The organism is Paenibacillus sp. FSL R7-0026, assembly GCF_038004485.1.
Lineage (GTDB): Bacteria > Bacillota > Bacilli > Paenibacillales > Paenibacillaceae > Paenibacillus > Paenibacillus xylanexedens_A.
This window is the reverse complement of sequence record NZ_JBBORG010000001.1, coordinates 260791-276991: the sequence shown is the minus strand read 5'-3', so window position 1 is coordinate 276991 and position 16201 is coordinate 260791. Positions and strand designations below refer to the sequence as shown.

The following is a 16201-nucleotide window of genomic DNA, read 5'->3' as shown; positions in this document are numbered from 1 at the left end:
TTACCAACATATTCTTAATCCATCCCTCTCTCCACTACTTCTTGGGCCTGCGTATATAGTAGAGAACCGTGATCAGAACACCCGGAACCAGTGCTGCAAAACTGGCATAGATCAGACACCATTTCAATAGGGTAAATATCGGAGTGAGCTCAGCAAGCACAGGCGTACGTTCAGGATAACGATGCATGATCAGGGACGCACCTATATTTTCAAGCATGTCCATAGCCCAACCTAAGACCGGAATCAGATTCACCCAACGCCAGCGACTTTTTACCGGAAGCACGCGATAGAGTATCGATAACAGAACAACTAAGAGGAACAGATAGGCTAAGGGCCATATGAGATCAAATGTGAATCGTGCCTGAATATAGGCGCTCCGCCCTGCTTCACCATACTGCTCAGCCATCTGATAAAGATCATCCGCAGTGTACAGAAAAGAGGAATCCGGGGACTGCCCTCCACTGGTGGCCTCATCCGACTTTGCCGCCTGCCAGGGCAGAATAAATGCAATGAAACAGGCAAAAACAACAATCGCAGCTACAACCCATTTCCAATTCACCCGCTGATAGAACCAACCTGACACTTTATTCAGCACGTTCTGTCCCCTTTCCGATAAAAAAAAGACCACTCTCCCGAATCCTATCGGTAAAATGGTTGTGTTCAATCCTATGAAGTTATCGAGCTTGAACGATGTTATCTATTTCACTTTTCAATAAGAGGTATCGGTGAACACTTCTCATGATCGGGACCTTCGTTAGTTTGTTCTTGTCCACGTACAGTTTCATCTGGTCTTTGGTCAAACCAAGCAAACTTCCAGCTTCCGATACCGTCAACACTACCTCTGGGTTCGTAGCATTAAACGTCTTCTTTACTTTCTGATTCCAGTCCTCGAATACCTGCATAGATCAGTGACATCTCCTATCCATAGCCAGTTATTATCAGGCTGAATATATCCAGTATACCACACTTGTGCTGCTCGTAACTTAATCCTTGCGCAGAACCATATTCTGATAGGCAGATTTCCTGCTTGACCCTGACGTTAACTCGAGGGTTTATACTGGCTTCAGGAGGGGATTAGCATGAGTGTATCACCTGAACATGTAACCAAGAAACGACGCAGCAGTGGAATAGCCATTATTGGAATGAGTTGGTTGACGATGACATTGGGTCTGTTTTTTGCTACACTCGCAGGGGAGTTTGTCAGCACTATTGGTGCTGCTGAGTGGATGGTTCATCTCACCCAAGCTGTTGTCATTATTAGTATCGTCTTACCCGTACTATTCGTCATTCGAAGACACTTCCATATGAAGTCCGTTCTTCTTCCTCTGACAGGAAAAAGCATAATTCACTTACTCTTTGGCGCATTATTTGCCACTTCTCTGGCCTTCATCGGGTTGGCGATAGCAAGTATGAACAACTGGACTACGATTACGGAGTGGCACTTCTCTGCCGAGCTCTTCCTTGCTGTCGTACTTAATAGTTGTATTGCTTTCTTGTACGAAGCTTTGCCAGAGGAACTATCCATGCGAGGCATGGTCTATGATGGATTACGCTTCAGACTGCGACTTCCTGTGTTTTTCGCTTATGTAACTCAAACCACACTCTTTCTGCTGGTTCCGATGAGTGTCAGCCTATTGCAAGAGCTCGTCGGTATGGATGCCGGAAACCGGATAACCTTGGATTATATGATCCTGCTCTTGACCTATGGTATTACGTTACAGCTTCTGCGCAGTTTGACCGGATCTCTATGGGCCTCCATCGGATTTCATATCGCTTACCTGGAAGTAGCCAGATTCGTTGTTATGCCAGGTGATAGACCGGCATTGTTAAACTATACCGCGCAAGATAACGGGCTGGCCGAAATATTTATTTTGTATATGATGATAATCTTTGTCGGTGGGATCATTCTGGCGGTGCTCAATGCATGGCGCTGGTGGAGAATACATAAATCATGAGGAGGGATCTGCCAGTTGTATACCGTTGGGCAACTATCCAAACATACCGGAGTATCCATTCGAACACTGCATTATTATGAAAAGCTGGGTTTACTGCGCCCGGTCCGTAATGAGAACAATCAGTATCGCTTATATGGTGAAAAGGATATTTTACGGCTTCAGCAGATTACAATTCTGAAGAAAATGCATTTTAAATTGAATGAGATTGGAGAATTCCTCGATCAGGATGCTGTTCGCTCTGAACCAGAGAGTACCCTTACTTTATGGAATAATACGTTGGAACAACAACTGGCCGTTGTCAAGGAACAGCAGGAGAGATTAAGCAAGGTCGAGCATCTTCTTTTTTCAACCCTATATGCCATCAGAGCCTCCGGTACAATCAGTCTGGATGAGATGTTGGGTTTCATCCGTGAACTAGATCAGCCTCCAGGCAGGTTCCGACAAGATGTTTTTACACCTGAAGAAATGGAATCGTTACCTCTGAATAATCAGAACAATTCATTATCCATGGATTGGGCCGATATTCTTAAAGATATTCATACATGCAAGATGGAACCTCCGGATTCCGAAGCCTCACGGTTACTGGCCATCCGAATCTCTGATTATGCTGAAAGTGCTTTTCAAGGGAATGCAGAATTGGCAGAAAAATATTGGGATTATATCACCCCAGAGGATGATCAGTCAGCTCGTGTATATGGTATGACAACCGAAACCATGCGTTACATCGAAATGATCCTGGATCGATGGGCAGTCCAGAATCCTGATGATCAACCATAAGAGCCATTTCGAAAAGTGGCCCTTGATCCATTCCCTCTTTATGCTTCGTTACGCCTCTTCCCAGAAGCGGCGCAGGTTGTCCATGGCGATTTTGGATGCGGATTTGCATTCCTCCATGCCTTCGAACTCCACCGTAATGTGGCCATCATAGCCGGAGTCTTTGATCAGCTTTACAATTTTACGAATTGGAATGTCCCCTTGTCCAACGATGGCCCCTCGCAGGAAGTTACCGTAGGCTGTCGTGAACCATTCACCCTCACCCGGATGCTCATCATAAGGACGGAAGTAGAAATCTTTGAAGTGGACCAGAGAAGCGTACGGCAGATTTTTCATGACGCCAATGATCGGATTCTCATCCACGCACATGAAATTGCCAATATCGAGTGTTGTTTTGAAATTCGGACGATCTACAGCATGCAGCACACGCTGCACCCGGTCACTGGCCTGCACGCTGAAGCCGTGGTTCTCAATGGTTGTAGTAATACCAAACTGCGCAGCATAGTCCGCAATGATCTGGCTTCCCCGCACCATCAGCGGCAGATGTTCCTCGAACCAGGCAATGGTCATTTTCTCCTTCGGCAGGGTAAACGCCGTGACGTCATGACGCAGATGTTTTACTCCCATCCGGTGTACGACATCCACATGCCTTTTGACCCGAGCCATCTCTTCTGCAAACGCCTCTTCCGTCTCCTGCACGAAATTCGCTGGCATTGAGTAATTGGACAGTTCAATACCCGCAGACGCTGCCCGTTCTCGAATGGCATCCGCCAGATCGTGATTATCCTCCACGGTATAACCGTAAGGCACCATCTCCATATGCTCGCCGCCGTTCGCCGCAATCCAGTCGATCACATCCAGCACCGTCATCTCACCCGAATTCAGATCGTTCAACAAACTATACGTGCTCAGGCCCACTTTCATCTGCTCAGCTCCCTATCGATATTGTTGGATAAATCGAACCGCCTTGCGAATATCCTCCTCCGGCTGATGACCTACTTCACGTTCAATCGTCAGATAACCGGTGTAACCAATCTCCTGAAGCGCTGCAAAGTATCCGTCAAAATCAACGCCACCCTCGCCCAGCGGCACCTCGCGGAAAAAGGTTCCGGAAGAGACCATCTCGGCAATCTTATCGTGATCCATAGGGGCATAACCAACCGCTCCGTATACGTCTCGTGGGTCAACTTCCTTCAGCCGCACACCATCCTTCACATGGGTATGTACGATGTAATCCTTGAGCAGATGAACGCCCCGCGCCGGATCATCTCCGGTCACCATCACCATATTCGCCGGGTCAAAATTCACCGATACTCCGTTGGTGGACAGTGTATCCAAGAATCTTTTCAAATCAGCAGCCGTTTCCGGTCCTGTCTCAATGGCAAAGTATGCGCCAACACTTTTGGCGTATTGGCCCAGTTCCTCACAAGCAGCATGCAGCGTGGCATAAACTTCCGATGAAGGGTCATGTGGAACAATGCCGATATGTGTAGTGACAATGTTGGTGCCCAGATCGAGGGCCAGATCCACGATCCGCTTCGACTTCTCCACTTTCCACGGATTATCTTCCTTGACCTGAAACCCATGTCCGCCCAGATCACCGACCAATGCTGAAATGTCGAGACCTAGCGAATCGATGTAACTCTTCAACTCCTTACGCGCCGCAGGCGACAAATTTTCGGGGTCCATCTCTCCCTTGACGGCATAGATCTGCACACCTTCTGCACCCACGTCTTTGGCTTTGTTCAACCCTTCCCGTACACCTACGCCAAAGCTATCCACGATGACACCGATCTTATTCGTTAATTTCATGTCATACCTCCTGTGATTGAGTGAGTAACTTTACGTTCTCATGTAAATGTAAGGTTTGACTCATTACTGATATCAACAAGTTTCACCGACTTGATCTCATACGGTTTGAATGTCAGTTCGAATGCTCCGTTCAGACAAACCAACGGATGGATCTCATCCTCTAACAGATTAATGATGAATGCCTTGATTTCCTTCTCAGCCCACTGAACTTGCACCGTTTCCCGACCTCCTGATGATTCATAGAAACGCAGCACCGTTCCCGAGCCGTCTTCCGCAGGCTTGATTGTATCCAGAATGACATGCTCACTATGGAACTGAACCCAAGCGTGTTCAGCTGGCAAGTGGCCGGAAGACTGACTCACTGCAACAACCTCTACTGGATGATTCAGCTCCATCGCCCGGCGAACCACGGCAGCTTGTCGCCAATCGCCCTGATGGGGCAGGATCGAATACGTGAATTCATGATCGCCTTGATCGGCATGTTCATCCGGCCATTTCGGGGCACGAAGCAGAGACAGGCGGATCGTTCGATCCTTGATGTCATACCCGTACTTGCAATCATTCAGCAAACTCACACCGCTGTTGCCCTCCGAGATATCCGCCCAGCGATGCCCGCAGACCTCGAACTGAGCCTGCTCCCAACTGGTGTTGTTATGAGTTGGACGCTCCAACGCTCCAAACGGGATTTCATAGGCTGCTTTGGCTGCCACCAGATCCACCGGAAATGCCACCTTGAGCAGCTTATGACTTTCATTCCACTTCACTTTTGTATGGAAATCAACACGCCGCTGGTAACGATGCAAAATGATATCCTGGCTGATCTCGGATTGATTCAGCTTCCAGACAAAACGCAGTACATCTCGCGTAGCACCGTGCTGTACAATCTCTCTGGAGATCAACTGCACCGCACCTGCTCGCTGGGATTCAAATCGTGGATCGATATCCCATGCATCCCAGTACGTCGGTTTGTCGTGGAAAAACTGCCACTCATTCGCCCGATCACCGGGCTTCAGCCAGTCGCGTCCTACCGTTTTGTCATACCATCGGGTGATCTCTCCCAAGTCATTGAACTCAAGGGTATAGAATTCGGTTTCCCATGTGGACGGGAAGCGTCCTTCTTCCCCTACTGGAAGGATAACATCCGATGCCTCGCGCAGCCATATGGTTGTATACCCAAAAGCAGGAATCGATGGAACATGGACGAGCAGCGTATACTTATCTTCCTTTTGCTCCAGGTCACTGGCCAGTCGGTTCCCTTGACGATCAAATACAGCCACCCCGGCGAGGCGGGCATCCCCTGTAATGGTGATATTCTCTCCACGTTCCCAGCCAAGGCTGTTGAATATAATGTAGGGCAGACCATCGACTTCATCTGTTGCAATGTTCTCCGCAAGGGTATCCAGCGTTTCCCGCAGTGCGGATGTACCTAATGCAAATACCTTCGTGTACTCCTCGGTGGACGTTACGTATACTTCAGGAATCGACGTTCCTGGAATAATGTCATGGAATTGGTTGAGCATGATCAGCTTCCAGCCTTCATCCAGATCATTCTTCGTGTGTGCGGCGTGAGCCCCGGCAAATTGCCCCCAGATTTCCGCTTCCCGGTATAATACCTCTGCCTTACGGTTGCTACGTTTGTTCCTCGCATGAGTTGTATACGTTCCGCGATGCAGTTCCAGATACAAGTCCCCGTGCCATTTCGGCAACGTCGGATGATTTAATGATATGTCTTCAAAAAAAGCTCCTGCCGTGCTGAATTTGCTGATTGGCTGTCCAACCATCAAGTGGGATCGCTCCGCAAACTCCACCATTTCATTGGTCACGCCGCCGCCACCATCGCCATGTCCGTAAAGCAACATTTGCTCAGGGTGCACATCCTTTTGTTTAAATGATTGCCAATGTTCATCCACATCTTTGGGACGCGTATGCTCATTCACGCCATGGTTCAGATACGCAAGCACCGAAGTACCATCAATGCCTACCCAGTCGAAGAGGTCATACGGAAACGCATTGGTATCATTCCAATTCAGCTTGGTGGTCATAAAATAAGGAATATCCGCGAGTTTCAGCATCTGCGGCAAGGAAGCACAGTAACCAAAGGTATCCGGCAGCCACTCGATGTTGGAGCGTTTGCCAAACTCGGCCTGATAGAAGTTCTGTCCATACAGAATCTGCCGAACTAACGACTCACCACTCGGAATATTCAGATCCGGCTCCACCCACATGCCTCCAACCAATTCCCAGCGTCCTTCGGCAATGCGCGCTTTAACTCGCTCGTACAGCTCCGGGTAATGATCCTTCACGAAGGCATACAACTGCGGCTGGCTCTGGGAATACACAAAATCCGGGTACGTGTCCATCAAGGTGCACATGGTCGAAAATGTGCGACTGGACTTGCGAACCGTCTCACGTACAGGCCACAGCCAGGCAATATCAATGTGGGATTGTCCAACCAGATGCATGAAGCCACTTCGATATTCCTCCGGGTCTTCCTGCTGTACCGACTGTGCTAATGCATATTCGAAGTTCTGTATCCAGGCTGCATCACTCCAGCGTTCCGGGTCATTGTACATGTCATCCATCACCTGATGAATGGCCTGGATAAGCGCCATCCGCTTGGGCTCCTTCTCGTTATATGCCCGGAGCGACTCAGCGAGTACCGTCACGCTGTACATCAGGCTCTGTAACGGCTGATTAACATGAACCAATGCTGCCCGAATGCCCTGAATAGGCGGCTGAATAACAGCTTGTCGGTTGAGTGGATCATGCGGCTCGGGAATCGGATCGTAGAGTTCAATCTCCAACTGCGGCGTATCCCCTACCCGACTTCTCGGCAGGGGTACGAACCCGTGGTTCCGGTCCAGTCCGTGATAAGGTATGCCATTCACCTTCAGCAGCCCTTCTCCTCCAGCCTCGAAGATTAGCCCAACAGCATGATCTTGCCATTCCGCAGGAATCTCCACATGTTTGCTCAGAAAATACGTCGTTCCATGTACGCTGTTCAGCGGATTCAAGTTTTGCATGGCCTTGTCTGCCTGCTCATCTTCATTTACTTCTGCCTGTTCGTACTCGTATTCCCCTGGCCGAATGTATCTGGCCCTCTGCATCTCCCACGCTGGAAGCTCGATCGTATCCAGCCATTGCCGCTGTTTCAGATCTTCGATGAATCGCTGAATTCGAATCATACCTCCACCCCCACCTTCTGGATGTGCAGACTGCAGGCGGTCCAATCCATAGAATTGCGGCCAACCATGAGCCTGAATTCACCCGGTTCCACGACAGACTGGAGACGAGAGTCGATCAGTGCGAGATGTTCTTTTTGCACAGGGAATGTAACGGTCTGGGTCTGTCCTGGCTCCAGATGAATTTTACGAAAACCCTTAAGTGACATTTCAGCCCGCGTAACCGAAGCCGACACATCCGTGATGTACAACTGCACAACCTCGCTTCCGGATACCGCTCCGGTATTCGTGACTTCAACCATCACCTGTGCTTCATCGTCCGGGCCGATCACATCCGGTATAACCCTTACGTTCTCGTATTTGAATTCGGTGTAGCTCAGTCCATATCCAAACGGATACTGCGGCGCCAGATCCATCTCCAGATACCGCTTGCCACGAGTGCGTTTGGCATGATAATAGACCGGAAGTTGCCCAACATGCTTGGGAATGGAGACGGTAAGGCGGCCAGATGGATTCACATCGCCAAACAGAATATCCACAATCGCGTTACCACCTTCCTGTCCGGGGTACCACGCTTCCACAATCGCATGGACATGCTCATCAATCCAAGGTTCAGCAATGGGACGGCCGTTAATATAAACCACGATAACCGGTTTCCCCAGCTTATGTACCTCCTGCACCAGCTCCAATTGAACACCCATGAGATTCAGGGAAGCCCGGTCAATGCCCTCGCCACACTCCATGTCGTTCCATGGATCATCGGTCACCACTGAAGCACCTGTCCGCAAGTCTATGGTACCTTCACCAAAATCGCGGGCGCTGGAACCACCCATCACCATCACAATGACATCGGCCTGTTCTGCACAGGCGAGCGCTTGCGCAAAACCTTCTCTGGAGTCGCCCTTAATCCGGCAGCCGGGTGCGTAAAGCACCTGACCCGAATCCGCGCCCAGCTTGCGCGTAATGCCATCCAGTACGGTGACGATCTGTTCTCTCGGCTGTGGCGAGGTATAGTCCCCAAGCTGGTTATAGATATGGTTTGCGTTCGGACCAATGACAGCTAGCTTTGTACCTGTTTTGGCAAGCGGAAGAGTATTTCCCTCATTTTTCAGTAAAACAATCCCCTCCTGTGCAACTTCCCTCGCCAGCTGAGTATGGTCTTCACATCCGATGACCTGTTCTGCAAACTCTGGATCAACGAAAGGCTTTTCAAATAGCCCAAGTCTGAATTTCATCTCCAGCACCCGCCGCACAGCCAAGTCCAGATCCTTCTCTTCGATCAATCCCTGCTCCAACGCCTGACCAAGATGTTTGCGGTACATGTACCCGGACATTTCCATGTCTACACCTGCCTGAAGGGACTGTGCCACGGCCTGCTCCCCGTTCTCGGCGGTGTTATGTCCATGGACCAGCATTTGAATGGCACCAAAATCAGTAATGACAAATCCATCAAAACCCCACTGCTCACGCAGAAGGTCATTCAGCAGATACGTACTGGACGTACAAGGTACACCATCAATCTCGTTATAAGCGGTCATGACGGAGCAAGCCCCGGCTTCCACTGCTTTTTTGAACGGCAACAGATCTATTTCATGCAATTCACGTAATCCCATATGAACTGGAGCAGCATTGCGCCCACCCTCCGAGCTGCCATAAGCCGCAAAATGCTTAAGTGTCGCCACAATTGTCTGGTTGGAATCAAGGCGGTCACCCTGTAGTCCCTTCATGGCTTCTACTGCAAATTCACCGATTAAATATGGATCTTCGGCAAAACATTCCTCCGTCCGTCCCCATCTCGGGTCACGTACGACATCAAGCACCGGGGAATACGTTGCCGCTCCCCCCTGACTCCGGGTCTCCACAGCGATGGCTTCACACATCTTGCGGTATAACTCCATATTCCACGTACTTCCCACTGTTAACGGTACCGGAAACACTGTCGCCCCAATCGCCATATGCCCGTGGGAACACTCTTCTCCGAACAAAATGGGAATGCCTAGCCGAGAATGATCCATGGCATACTGCTGAATGACATTTGTTGCAACAGCTCCTTGCCGTGGGGTCAGCCCCGTCTCAAGTGTCACTTCAGTCCATGGATCGGCCCGAAGCACACCATACAGAGAACCGACACCGCCCTGTTCCATGTCCGCTTTGAACTCTTCCGTCACCTGTACTGTACCATCAGCTGCTTTATCATACGTCTTCCAGCCCATCGGCTGGATGAGTTGTCCAATCTTCTCTGCCGTTGTCATCCGTCCGATCAGATCCTGAACCCGTTCCTGAATGGGAAGCGAAGCATCTTTATAGTCCATATGCACATTCTCCTTATACGTTCGGAATTAGTTAGGCGCATGCACTCACATGGCTTTGCGGTAGTCACTTGGTGCCACACCCACCACGTTCTTGAAAGCCCGGTTGAAGGAATTATAGTTCGTATATCCCACTTCTTCACTGATCTCCTGAATAGCCTTATCCGTCTCCTGCATGAGCAATTTGGCTTTTTCAATGCGATGACTAATGAGCAGATCCACAAACTTCTCCCCAATCTCATCCTTGAAAAGCTTGCTCAGATACTTCGGATTAATATCGAATAGATCACTAAGGTAGTTCAGCGACAGATCAGGATTGTTGTAATGCTCTTCGATGTATTTGCGAATCTCCAAAATATGTGATCTGTGTTTTCGGGAACAATGCAGTGTCTGCATCTGCAGCGCCAGTTCCCTGAACCCTTCCCAGCACAGCTCACGCAGGTCATCTAACGTCTCCCAGCCCTCAAGCCTTGGCAGAAGTGGGGTGAATATAGCTGCCCATGACTCCTGGTACTCCCGTGGAAGTTCGGCAAATTCCCGATTGTAATGTTGAAATAACAATTGGATCGTATTCATAATTTCCTGACGGGACAGAACGGACTCACTGATTTGTTCAAAGAGTCTTTCAAAATGCTTTTCCCACACATCGTCCGATAAACGCATCGCCTGTACCAGCAGTGAGATGGTCTTCAGGAACTCATATACATCATTGGTCGAATTCGGCACATCGCTACACGGAATGATACGATTTATGCCCAGTACAGCCTTGAACTCCAGCGCGTGCACGGCTTCTTTCAATGAAGCTCTCAGCCCCCGAATATCGACAGCAACCCGACCAACACCAATGGTCACGGTGAAGTTCAGATACTGATCGATTCTGTCCAGATAACCGGCGAGCAATCGATACTCAGTCTCCTCGGCCTGTTCCATTTCCGGAATCCAGAGGATGGCGTACAGGCGCTGATCGGAGATCCATTCAGCCCATACTTCCGTCCCTTCATGACGTGCACTCTCCTGCAGAATACTGGATAACACAAATTTCAGGAGGGATTGGTCCTGATCATGATACTCCCTCACAAATGCATCATACCGATCCATCTCAACTACCATGACGGCCCAACGATGCTCCAGCTCAGGCAGTTTGAACTTCTTCATCTCTGCTGTCAGCTCCGTGCTCGTAAAGTCTCGTGTGCCTTCCAGCAACTCCTGAAAGAACATTTTTTTCTGCAAAATCAGATTCTCTTCATGCTCCTCCTGATATTGCCTTGTCTGATCAATCATGCGTTCCAGCGTTGTATGGATGAATCGGAACTCATTCTCTTTGCCATAGTTCAGCCCCGATTGCTTCTGCGAAGAGACGGTCTGAATTAACGTGACAATCTGCTGAATCGGCTTGTAATTTCTGCGGGTCACATAGATCACCCACACCACCCCGATCAACACAACCACTACCGCAAAGGCAAACCAGATATTATAAAATTGCAGAGTCCATTTGACGATTTTTCCATTATTGAGACCTGTCTGCACCTTCCAACCGCTATAACTCGACGTAAATTCGGAGAAGACTTCTCCCGACGTGGTTTTAGTAGAAGCTGCAATCCCTTCTGGCATGCTACTATCCCACAGATTGCCGCCCGAACGGTTGAAGATGTTCACAAACGTAAATTCCGGATCATACATCTGCATGATGGATTTCCTCAAGGTACTGAGGTCCACGTTGGTGACCACAAGTCCTTTGCCGTTTCCTACACTTCGCACAATCGTAATCACCTGCTCAGTCGCTTGTGAAGGAAAAGCCTTGAACGCTCGTGCTCCTGCCCACTTCTGTTCATCCCTTGACCGGCTATCTGCAATAAAGTCTGCATCCGGGAACTCTTCAATCGGAACAGCCTTCCCGTTACTGAAGACTGTGCCATCCCCGTATCGAACGAGATAAATTGAATCAATCAGCGGATACTCTATTTTCAATTCATCAACCACCTGGACCGCCTGAATGCCGGCATACACATCATCGCTGCCAGATACCGAGAAATAATTCTTCAAGTTAGGGTTGGTCAAAATCTCACGCAGTACCTTGAAGTCGATGGAGCGCAGGGAGTTGTCCAGATATTGCGTGACCTGTGATGCAAGGAATTCATTGGCCTTGAGCGCTTCTCTACGATTCTGTTCATTGAATACTTGAAAGAAAATAAAGAATAGAATGGTCGTCACAATAAAGAAAACAGGCAGATACGATAACAGCAAACGCCTAAACCAATTGTTGTTCATCTCCGAGATCCCCCCACCATTACTGTTCATGCTGAATGACGACAAACATCTGTGCTGATCGCTAATTTTCCATAAATATTCAGTACATTATATCGGATGACGTGGGGTTGTCATAGGAGAAGACCGTCCCGGTCACGGGTGACAGACGGGACAGTCTCTATATTGAATCCTTCAATTATTGATTCTTCTCAATGGCACGCTGGTAGATCTCAAGGTAATTACTCAGTCCAAGGCCATCGAAGCCTTTGACATACGAATCCCATTCCTTATCAATGCTCTTGCTACCAATAATGAACTGTGCCATATTCGTCTGCACATAATCCTTGATCGCGGTAGTCAGTTGTGCAGCTGATTCCGTATCCTCTGGACGGATAAATACGTTCGCAGGGTATACTTCTTTGGGTGCATAGGGTTCATACACATTGGTAGCTTGAGCCAGACGTGTACCATATCCCTCTGCTTCTAGAGGATTCTGTCCTTCCGCAAACAGATTACGGAACGTGTTGGACAAGTCATGTGCTCCGATCTGTGACCAACTCTCGTTCACAACAACGTTCGGATCACGCTCAGGCAGGTTGTAGTAGCTGTATTTGGCCGGCTCGCCATTGATGTTTTTCTCATCGGCATCTGCCTTCTTCCAGCCCTTGCCTTCAGTTGGTCCATACTCTGCGTACAGCGCACCTTCTTCACTGAACATGTAGTCTACAATTTTGATAGCGGCAATCTGCTGTGCTTCTGTCGCCTTGTTGGTGATGGCAAACTCAAACTCACCTACGCTCTGCGTGGCGCCTGTCGTCTGCACTCCATCTGGTCCTTTCAATGGAGGAACGATCTCCCAGTGCTGGTGACGGGTGATGTCTTTGTCATAGGTATTCACGAGATAACTGACCAGCGCCGTCGTAATGGAGCCGACTACTTCATCGCCTTCCTTGTTCCCCAGCTGTCCAATCGCCTGATCATTCTGTGTAAAGGAAGCCGGATCAATCAGGCCATCTGCATAGAGCTTGTTCATGTACTCCAGCCCTTTCTTCCAGCCTTCCTGATTGGCGGAAAAACTCACCTTGCCATCGTTCACGATCAGGTATTTGTCGTTATCATTGTATATAAAGCTATTCATCAGGTAGGCATCAATGTTGCCATTCCATACATACTTGTTCGGTGCGCCCGTGAGTGGAATCTCGTCCGCTTTCCCGTTACCGTTTGGATCCTGTGTCTTAAACGCCTTCAGAACGGTATACAGTTCATCAGTTGTGGTTGGCATTTTCAGGCCCAAATTATCAAGCCACTCCGTGTTGATCCAGTATTTCTGTGCATACGTACAGTGGTAACATTCATTGAAGATTGGCAGCGCATAGATGTTGCCATCCGGTGCCGTAATGGCTTCTTTGAAGTAAGGTTTCTCTTCCATAATCTTGGTCAGATTCGGACCATACTCCTGAATCAGATCTTGTAGCGGAAGGAACACGCCCTGTTTTCCATAGGTTTGAAGGTCTGAGGTGGTGAACTTGCCGTGAAGAAATACTTCCGGATAATCACCACTAGCCAGCAGCAATTGTCTGCGATCCTGCAAAGCGTCCGTTGGGGCCAGATCCCATTTTAGAGTAACGTCGAACTTGTCTTCGATAAATTGGGTGAATTCATTCTCTTCCATGGACGCTTTGCCTTGCGGAGCAAAGAGGGTCATGGTTACAGGACCGCCGCTCTCCCCGCTACCGTCGCTATTTCCACCCGATTCCTCGGATGAACTGCATGCGGACAACAAAGCCATCGAAGCAAAGACCAGAAACAACATCGAAATCCAAGATTTTCTCAATCTGACTCCTCCTTTTTGTTTATAACGGCAAATTATTGGTAGTACCGCACGTGTATAAAATCGACCCCGGAAGCGGGCGTGTTCCTTCCACCTCCTTTCAAGAGGCAACCGGGCTTAACTCACAAGGATTAACCTTTCAGGGAACCAACCATGACCCCTTTAACAAAATGCTTCTGTACAAATGGATACATGATCAGAATTGGAATACTCGCGACAACGATCAGTGCATATTTCAACACCTGCTCGAACCCTTGGTCCCGCATCTGTTGGCTGGTATTGGCGAGCATCGCCGGATCAGCCGCGTTAAGGATGAGCAGATTGCGAAGCACGTATTGCAAAGGGAACAATTTCTCGGAACGCAGGTAGATTAATGCATCAAAGTACGCATTCCAGTGACCTACGGCATACATGAGTGTCATGACCGCCAGAATGGGCTTTGATAAGGGAAGAACCACGCTGATCAGATACCGGATATCCCGGCAACCGTCCATTTCCGCGGCCTCCCCGAGTTCTTCCGGGATGGAAGATTGGAAGAAAGTCCTTGCCACGATGACCTGGAATACTGCGAGCGCCCCGGGCAGCCACATCGCCCAACGTGTATCCAGCAGGTGCAAATCCTTCATTAAGAGGTAGGTGGGAATCAGACCGCCATCAAAGAACATCGTGATCATCATGAAAATAATGATGGCCCCTCGTCCATAGAACGATTTTCGTGACAAAGGATACGCCAGCATAACGGTCAGCACCACGTTAATGAACGTGCCCACCACGGTGTAGATGATCGTGTTATAGAAACCGAGCATAAGCTGTTGGCTTTTGAAAATGGAGATGTACGCCTTGATGTTAAAGTCGACCGGGAACAGCCACACCTGACCGGATGTCACGGCTCGTGAAGAGCTAAACGAAGAACTGATGATATACAAGAGCGGGTAAAACACTGTTAGCAGTATGGCGAACAAAAAGATGTAGTTGAATGTCATGAAAATGCGGTCACCGAGCGGGTCCTTGATCCGGTTACGATTAATCAGGTTGAACATGGATAAGCTCCTCCTTTACCACAAGCTGTTCTGGGATACTTTGCGCGATATGCCGTTGACGATAACCAGCAGGATCAGGTTGATAATGGAGTTGAAGAACCCAACTGCCGAGGAGAAGCTGAAATTCGCCCCGATCAGACCTACCTTGTACACATACGTGGAGATGACCTCCGAAGCACTTGTGTTGAGCGGATTCTGCATCAGGTATATTTTCTCGAAACCCACGCCCATAATGCTGCCCAGACTCAGAATCAGCATGATAACGGTGACTGGGACGAGCGACGGGAGGTCGATGTGCCATATTTTCCGAAGCCTTGATGCGCCGTCCATCTTTGCTGCTTCATAGAGAGATGGATCAACACCAGCAAGAGCTGCGATATATATAATGGATGAATATCCCATGCCCTGCCACACACCTGACCAGACATAGATCGATTTGAAGTATTCCGGAATGCCCATGAAGTTCGTCATCGGGAAGCCGAGCAGTGTGAACAGCTTGTCTACCACGCCGACATGCGGGGAGAGCATCAGAATGATAATGGATACCATAACAACCGTTGAGATAAAATGCGGAGCGTAAGTGACCATCTGCACGGTCTTTTTGAAGTAACCCGTTCGAATCTCATTCAGCGCCAGCGCCAGAAGGATCGGAATGGGGAAACCGGCAATTAAGGAATAAAAGCTGATGCCTATCGTGTTTTTGATTAACAGCCAGAAGTTTGGAGATTGGAAGAAGGCTTCAAAATGTTTGAATCCAACCCAAGGGCTTCCCCAGATTCCTTTGACCACGCTGAAGTCCTTGAACGCGATCTGGACACCCACCATAGGAATGTACTTGAAGATCAATAGATACAACACCGGGGGCAGCACGAGCAGGTAGAGCTCCCAGTGCTTCTTGAGGCTTCTGATGAATGGATGCTGCCGCTTGGGCTCCACATGTTTCCTCTGTTGGAGTTCCATCTTGGCGGGTATGCTTTCCGTAGCTCGACTCATTTGCGTCACTCCTTCTACACCTCAAGTGTAATAATACATTACATTTACATCCCTTAAA

General features: G+C 49.0%; 12 protein-coding genes. 2 read left to right on the top strand and 10 right to left on the bottom strand.

Annotation, left to right across the window (positions count from 1 at the left end):
- Nucleotides 1–34: 34 nt before the first annotated feature.
- Together MKY44_RS01290 and MKY44_RS01285 are read right to left on the bottom strand one after the other, a co-directional pair.
- Nucleotides 35–595, bottom strand: a complete 561-nt coding sequence (locus tag MKY44_RS01290) for a hypothetical protein (protein ID WP_341005783.1) — start codon at nt 593–595, stop codon at nt 35–37.
- A 79-nt stretch (nt 596–674) separates the two neighbouring features.
- Nucleotides 675–902 carry a hypothetical protein gene (locus MKY44_RS01285; protein WP_062837704.1) on the bottom strand — a complete coding sequence of 76 codons (228 nt, stop codon included), beginning with the start codon at nt 900–902 and terminating at the stop codon, nt 675–677.
- A gap of 177 nt (nt 903–1079) precedes the next feature.
- Here MKY44_RS01285 and MKY44_RS01280 point away from each other — a divergent pair, with 177 nt between their 5' ends.
- Entirely contained in the window at nt 1080–1955 is an 876-nt protein-coding gene (locus MKY44_RS01280) for a CPBP family glutamic-type intramembrane protease (RefSeq protein WP_341005782.1), read from the top strand.
- Between the two features lie 15 nt (nt 1956–1970).
- On the top strand, nt 1971–2732 hold the full coding sequence (locus MKY44_RS01275) for a MerR family transcriptional regulator (protein ID WP_341005781.1): 762 nt from the start codon (nt 1971–1973) through the stop codon (nt 2730–2732).
- A 48-nt stretch (nt 2733–2780) separates the two neighbouring features.
- On the opposite strand, the gene MKY44_RS01270 is transcribed toward MKY44_RS01275, so the two are convergent.
- The 8 genes from MKY44_RS01270 to MKY44_RS01235 form a co-directional block, all read right to left on the bottom strand.
- Complete coding sequence (locus MKY44_RS01270; RefSeq protein ID WP_341005780.1) at nt 2781–3653, bottom strand: sugar phosphate isomerase/epimerase family protein; 873 nt, start codon at nt 3651–3653, stop codon at nt 2781–2783.
- Nucleotides 3654–3665: 12 nt separating this feature from the next.
- Nucleotides 3666–4541 (bottom strand): sugar phosphate isomerase/epimerase family protein, encoded by an 876-nt coding sequence (locus MKY44_RS01265; protein ID WP_341005779.1) that lies wholly within the window; start codon nt 4539–4541, stop codon nt 3666–3668.
- Nucleotides 4542–4579: 38 nt separating this feature from the next.
- Nucleotides 4580–7726: an alpha-mannosidase gene (locus tag MKY44_RS01260; protein WP_341005778.1), complete on the bottom strand. Its 3147-nt coding sequence runs from the start codon at nt 7724–7726 to the stop codon at nt 4580–4582.
- Complete coding sequence (locus tag MKY44_RS01255) at nt 7723–10035, bottom strand: glycoside hydrolase family 3 N-terminal domain-containing protein (RefSeq protein WP_341005777.1); 2313 nt, start codon at nt 10033–10035, stop codon at nt 7723–7725. Before MKY44_RS01255 ends, MKY44_RS01260 begins: the two co-directional genes overlap by 4 nt.
- A gap of 45 nt (nt 10036–10080) precedes the next feature.
- Nucleotides 10081–12300, bottom strand: coding sequence for a helix-turn-helix domain-containing protein (locus tag MKY44_RS01250; protein ID WP_341005776.1), 2220 nt, complete (start codon nt 12298–12300; stop codon nt 10081–10083).
- A 175-nt stretch (nt 12301–12475) separates the two neighbouring features.
- Complete coding sequence (locus MKY44_RS01245) at nt 12476–14113, bottom strand: ABC transporter substrate-binding protein (protein WP_341005775.1); 1638 nt, start codon at nt 14111–14113, stop codon at nt 12476–12478.
- A 128-nt stretch (nt 14114–14241) separates the two neighbouring features.
- Entirely contained in the window at nt 14242–15150 is a 909-nt protein-coding gene (locus tag MKY44_RS01240) for a carbohydrate ABC transporter permease (protein ID WP_017691189.1), read from the bottom strand.
- A 15-nt stretch (nt 15151–15165) separates the two neighbouring features.
- On the bottom strand, nt 15166–16143 hold the full coding sequence (locus tag MKY44_RS01235; protein ID WP_413775846.1) for an ABC transporter permease: 978 nt from the start codon (nt 16141–16143) through the stop codon (nt 15166–15168).
- Nucleotides 16144–16201: the final 58 nt, after the last annotated feature.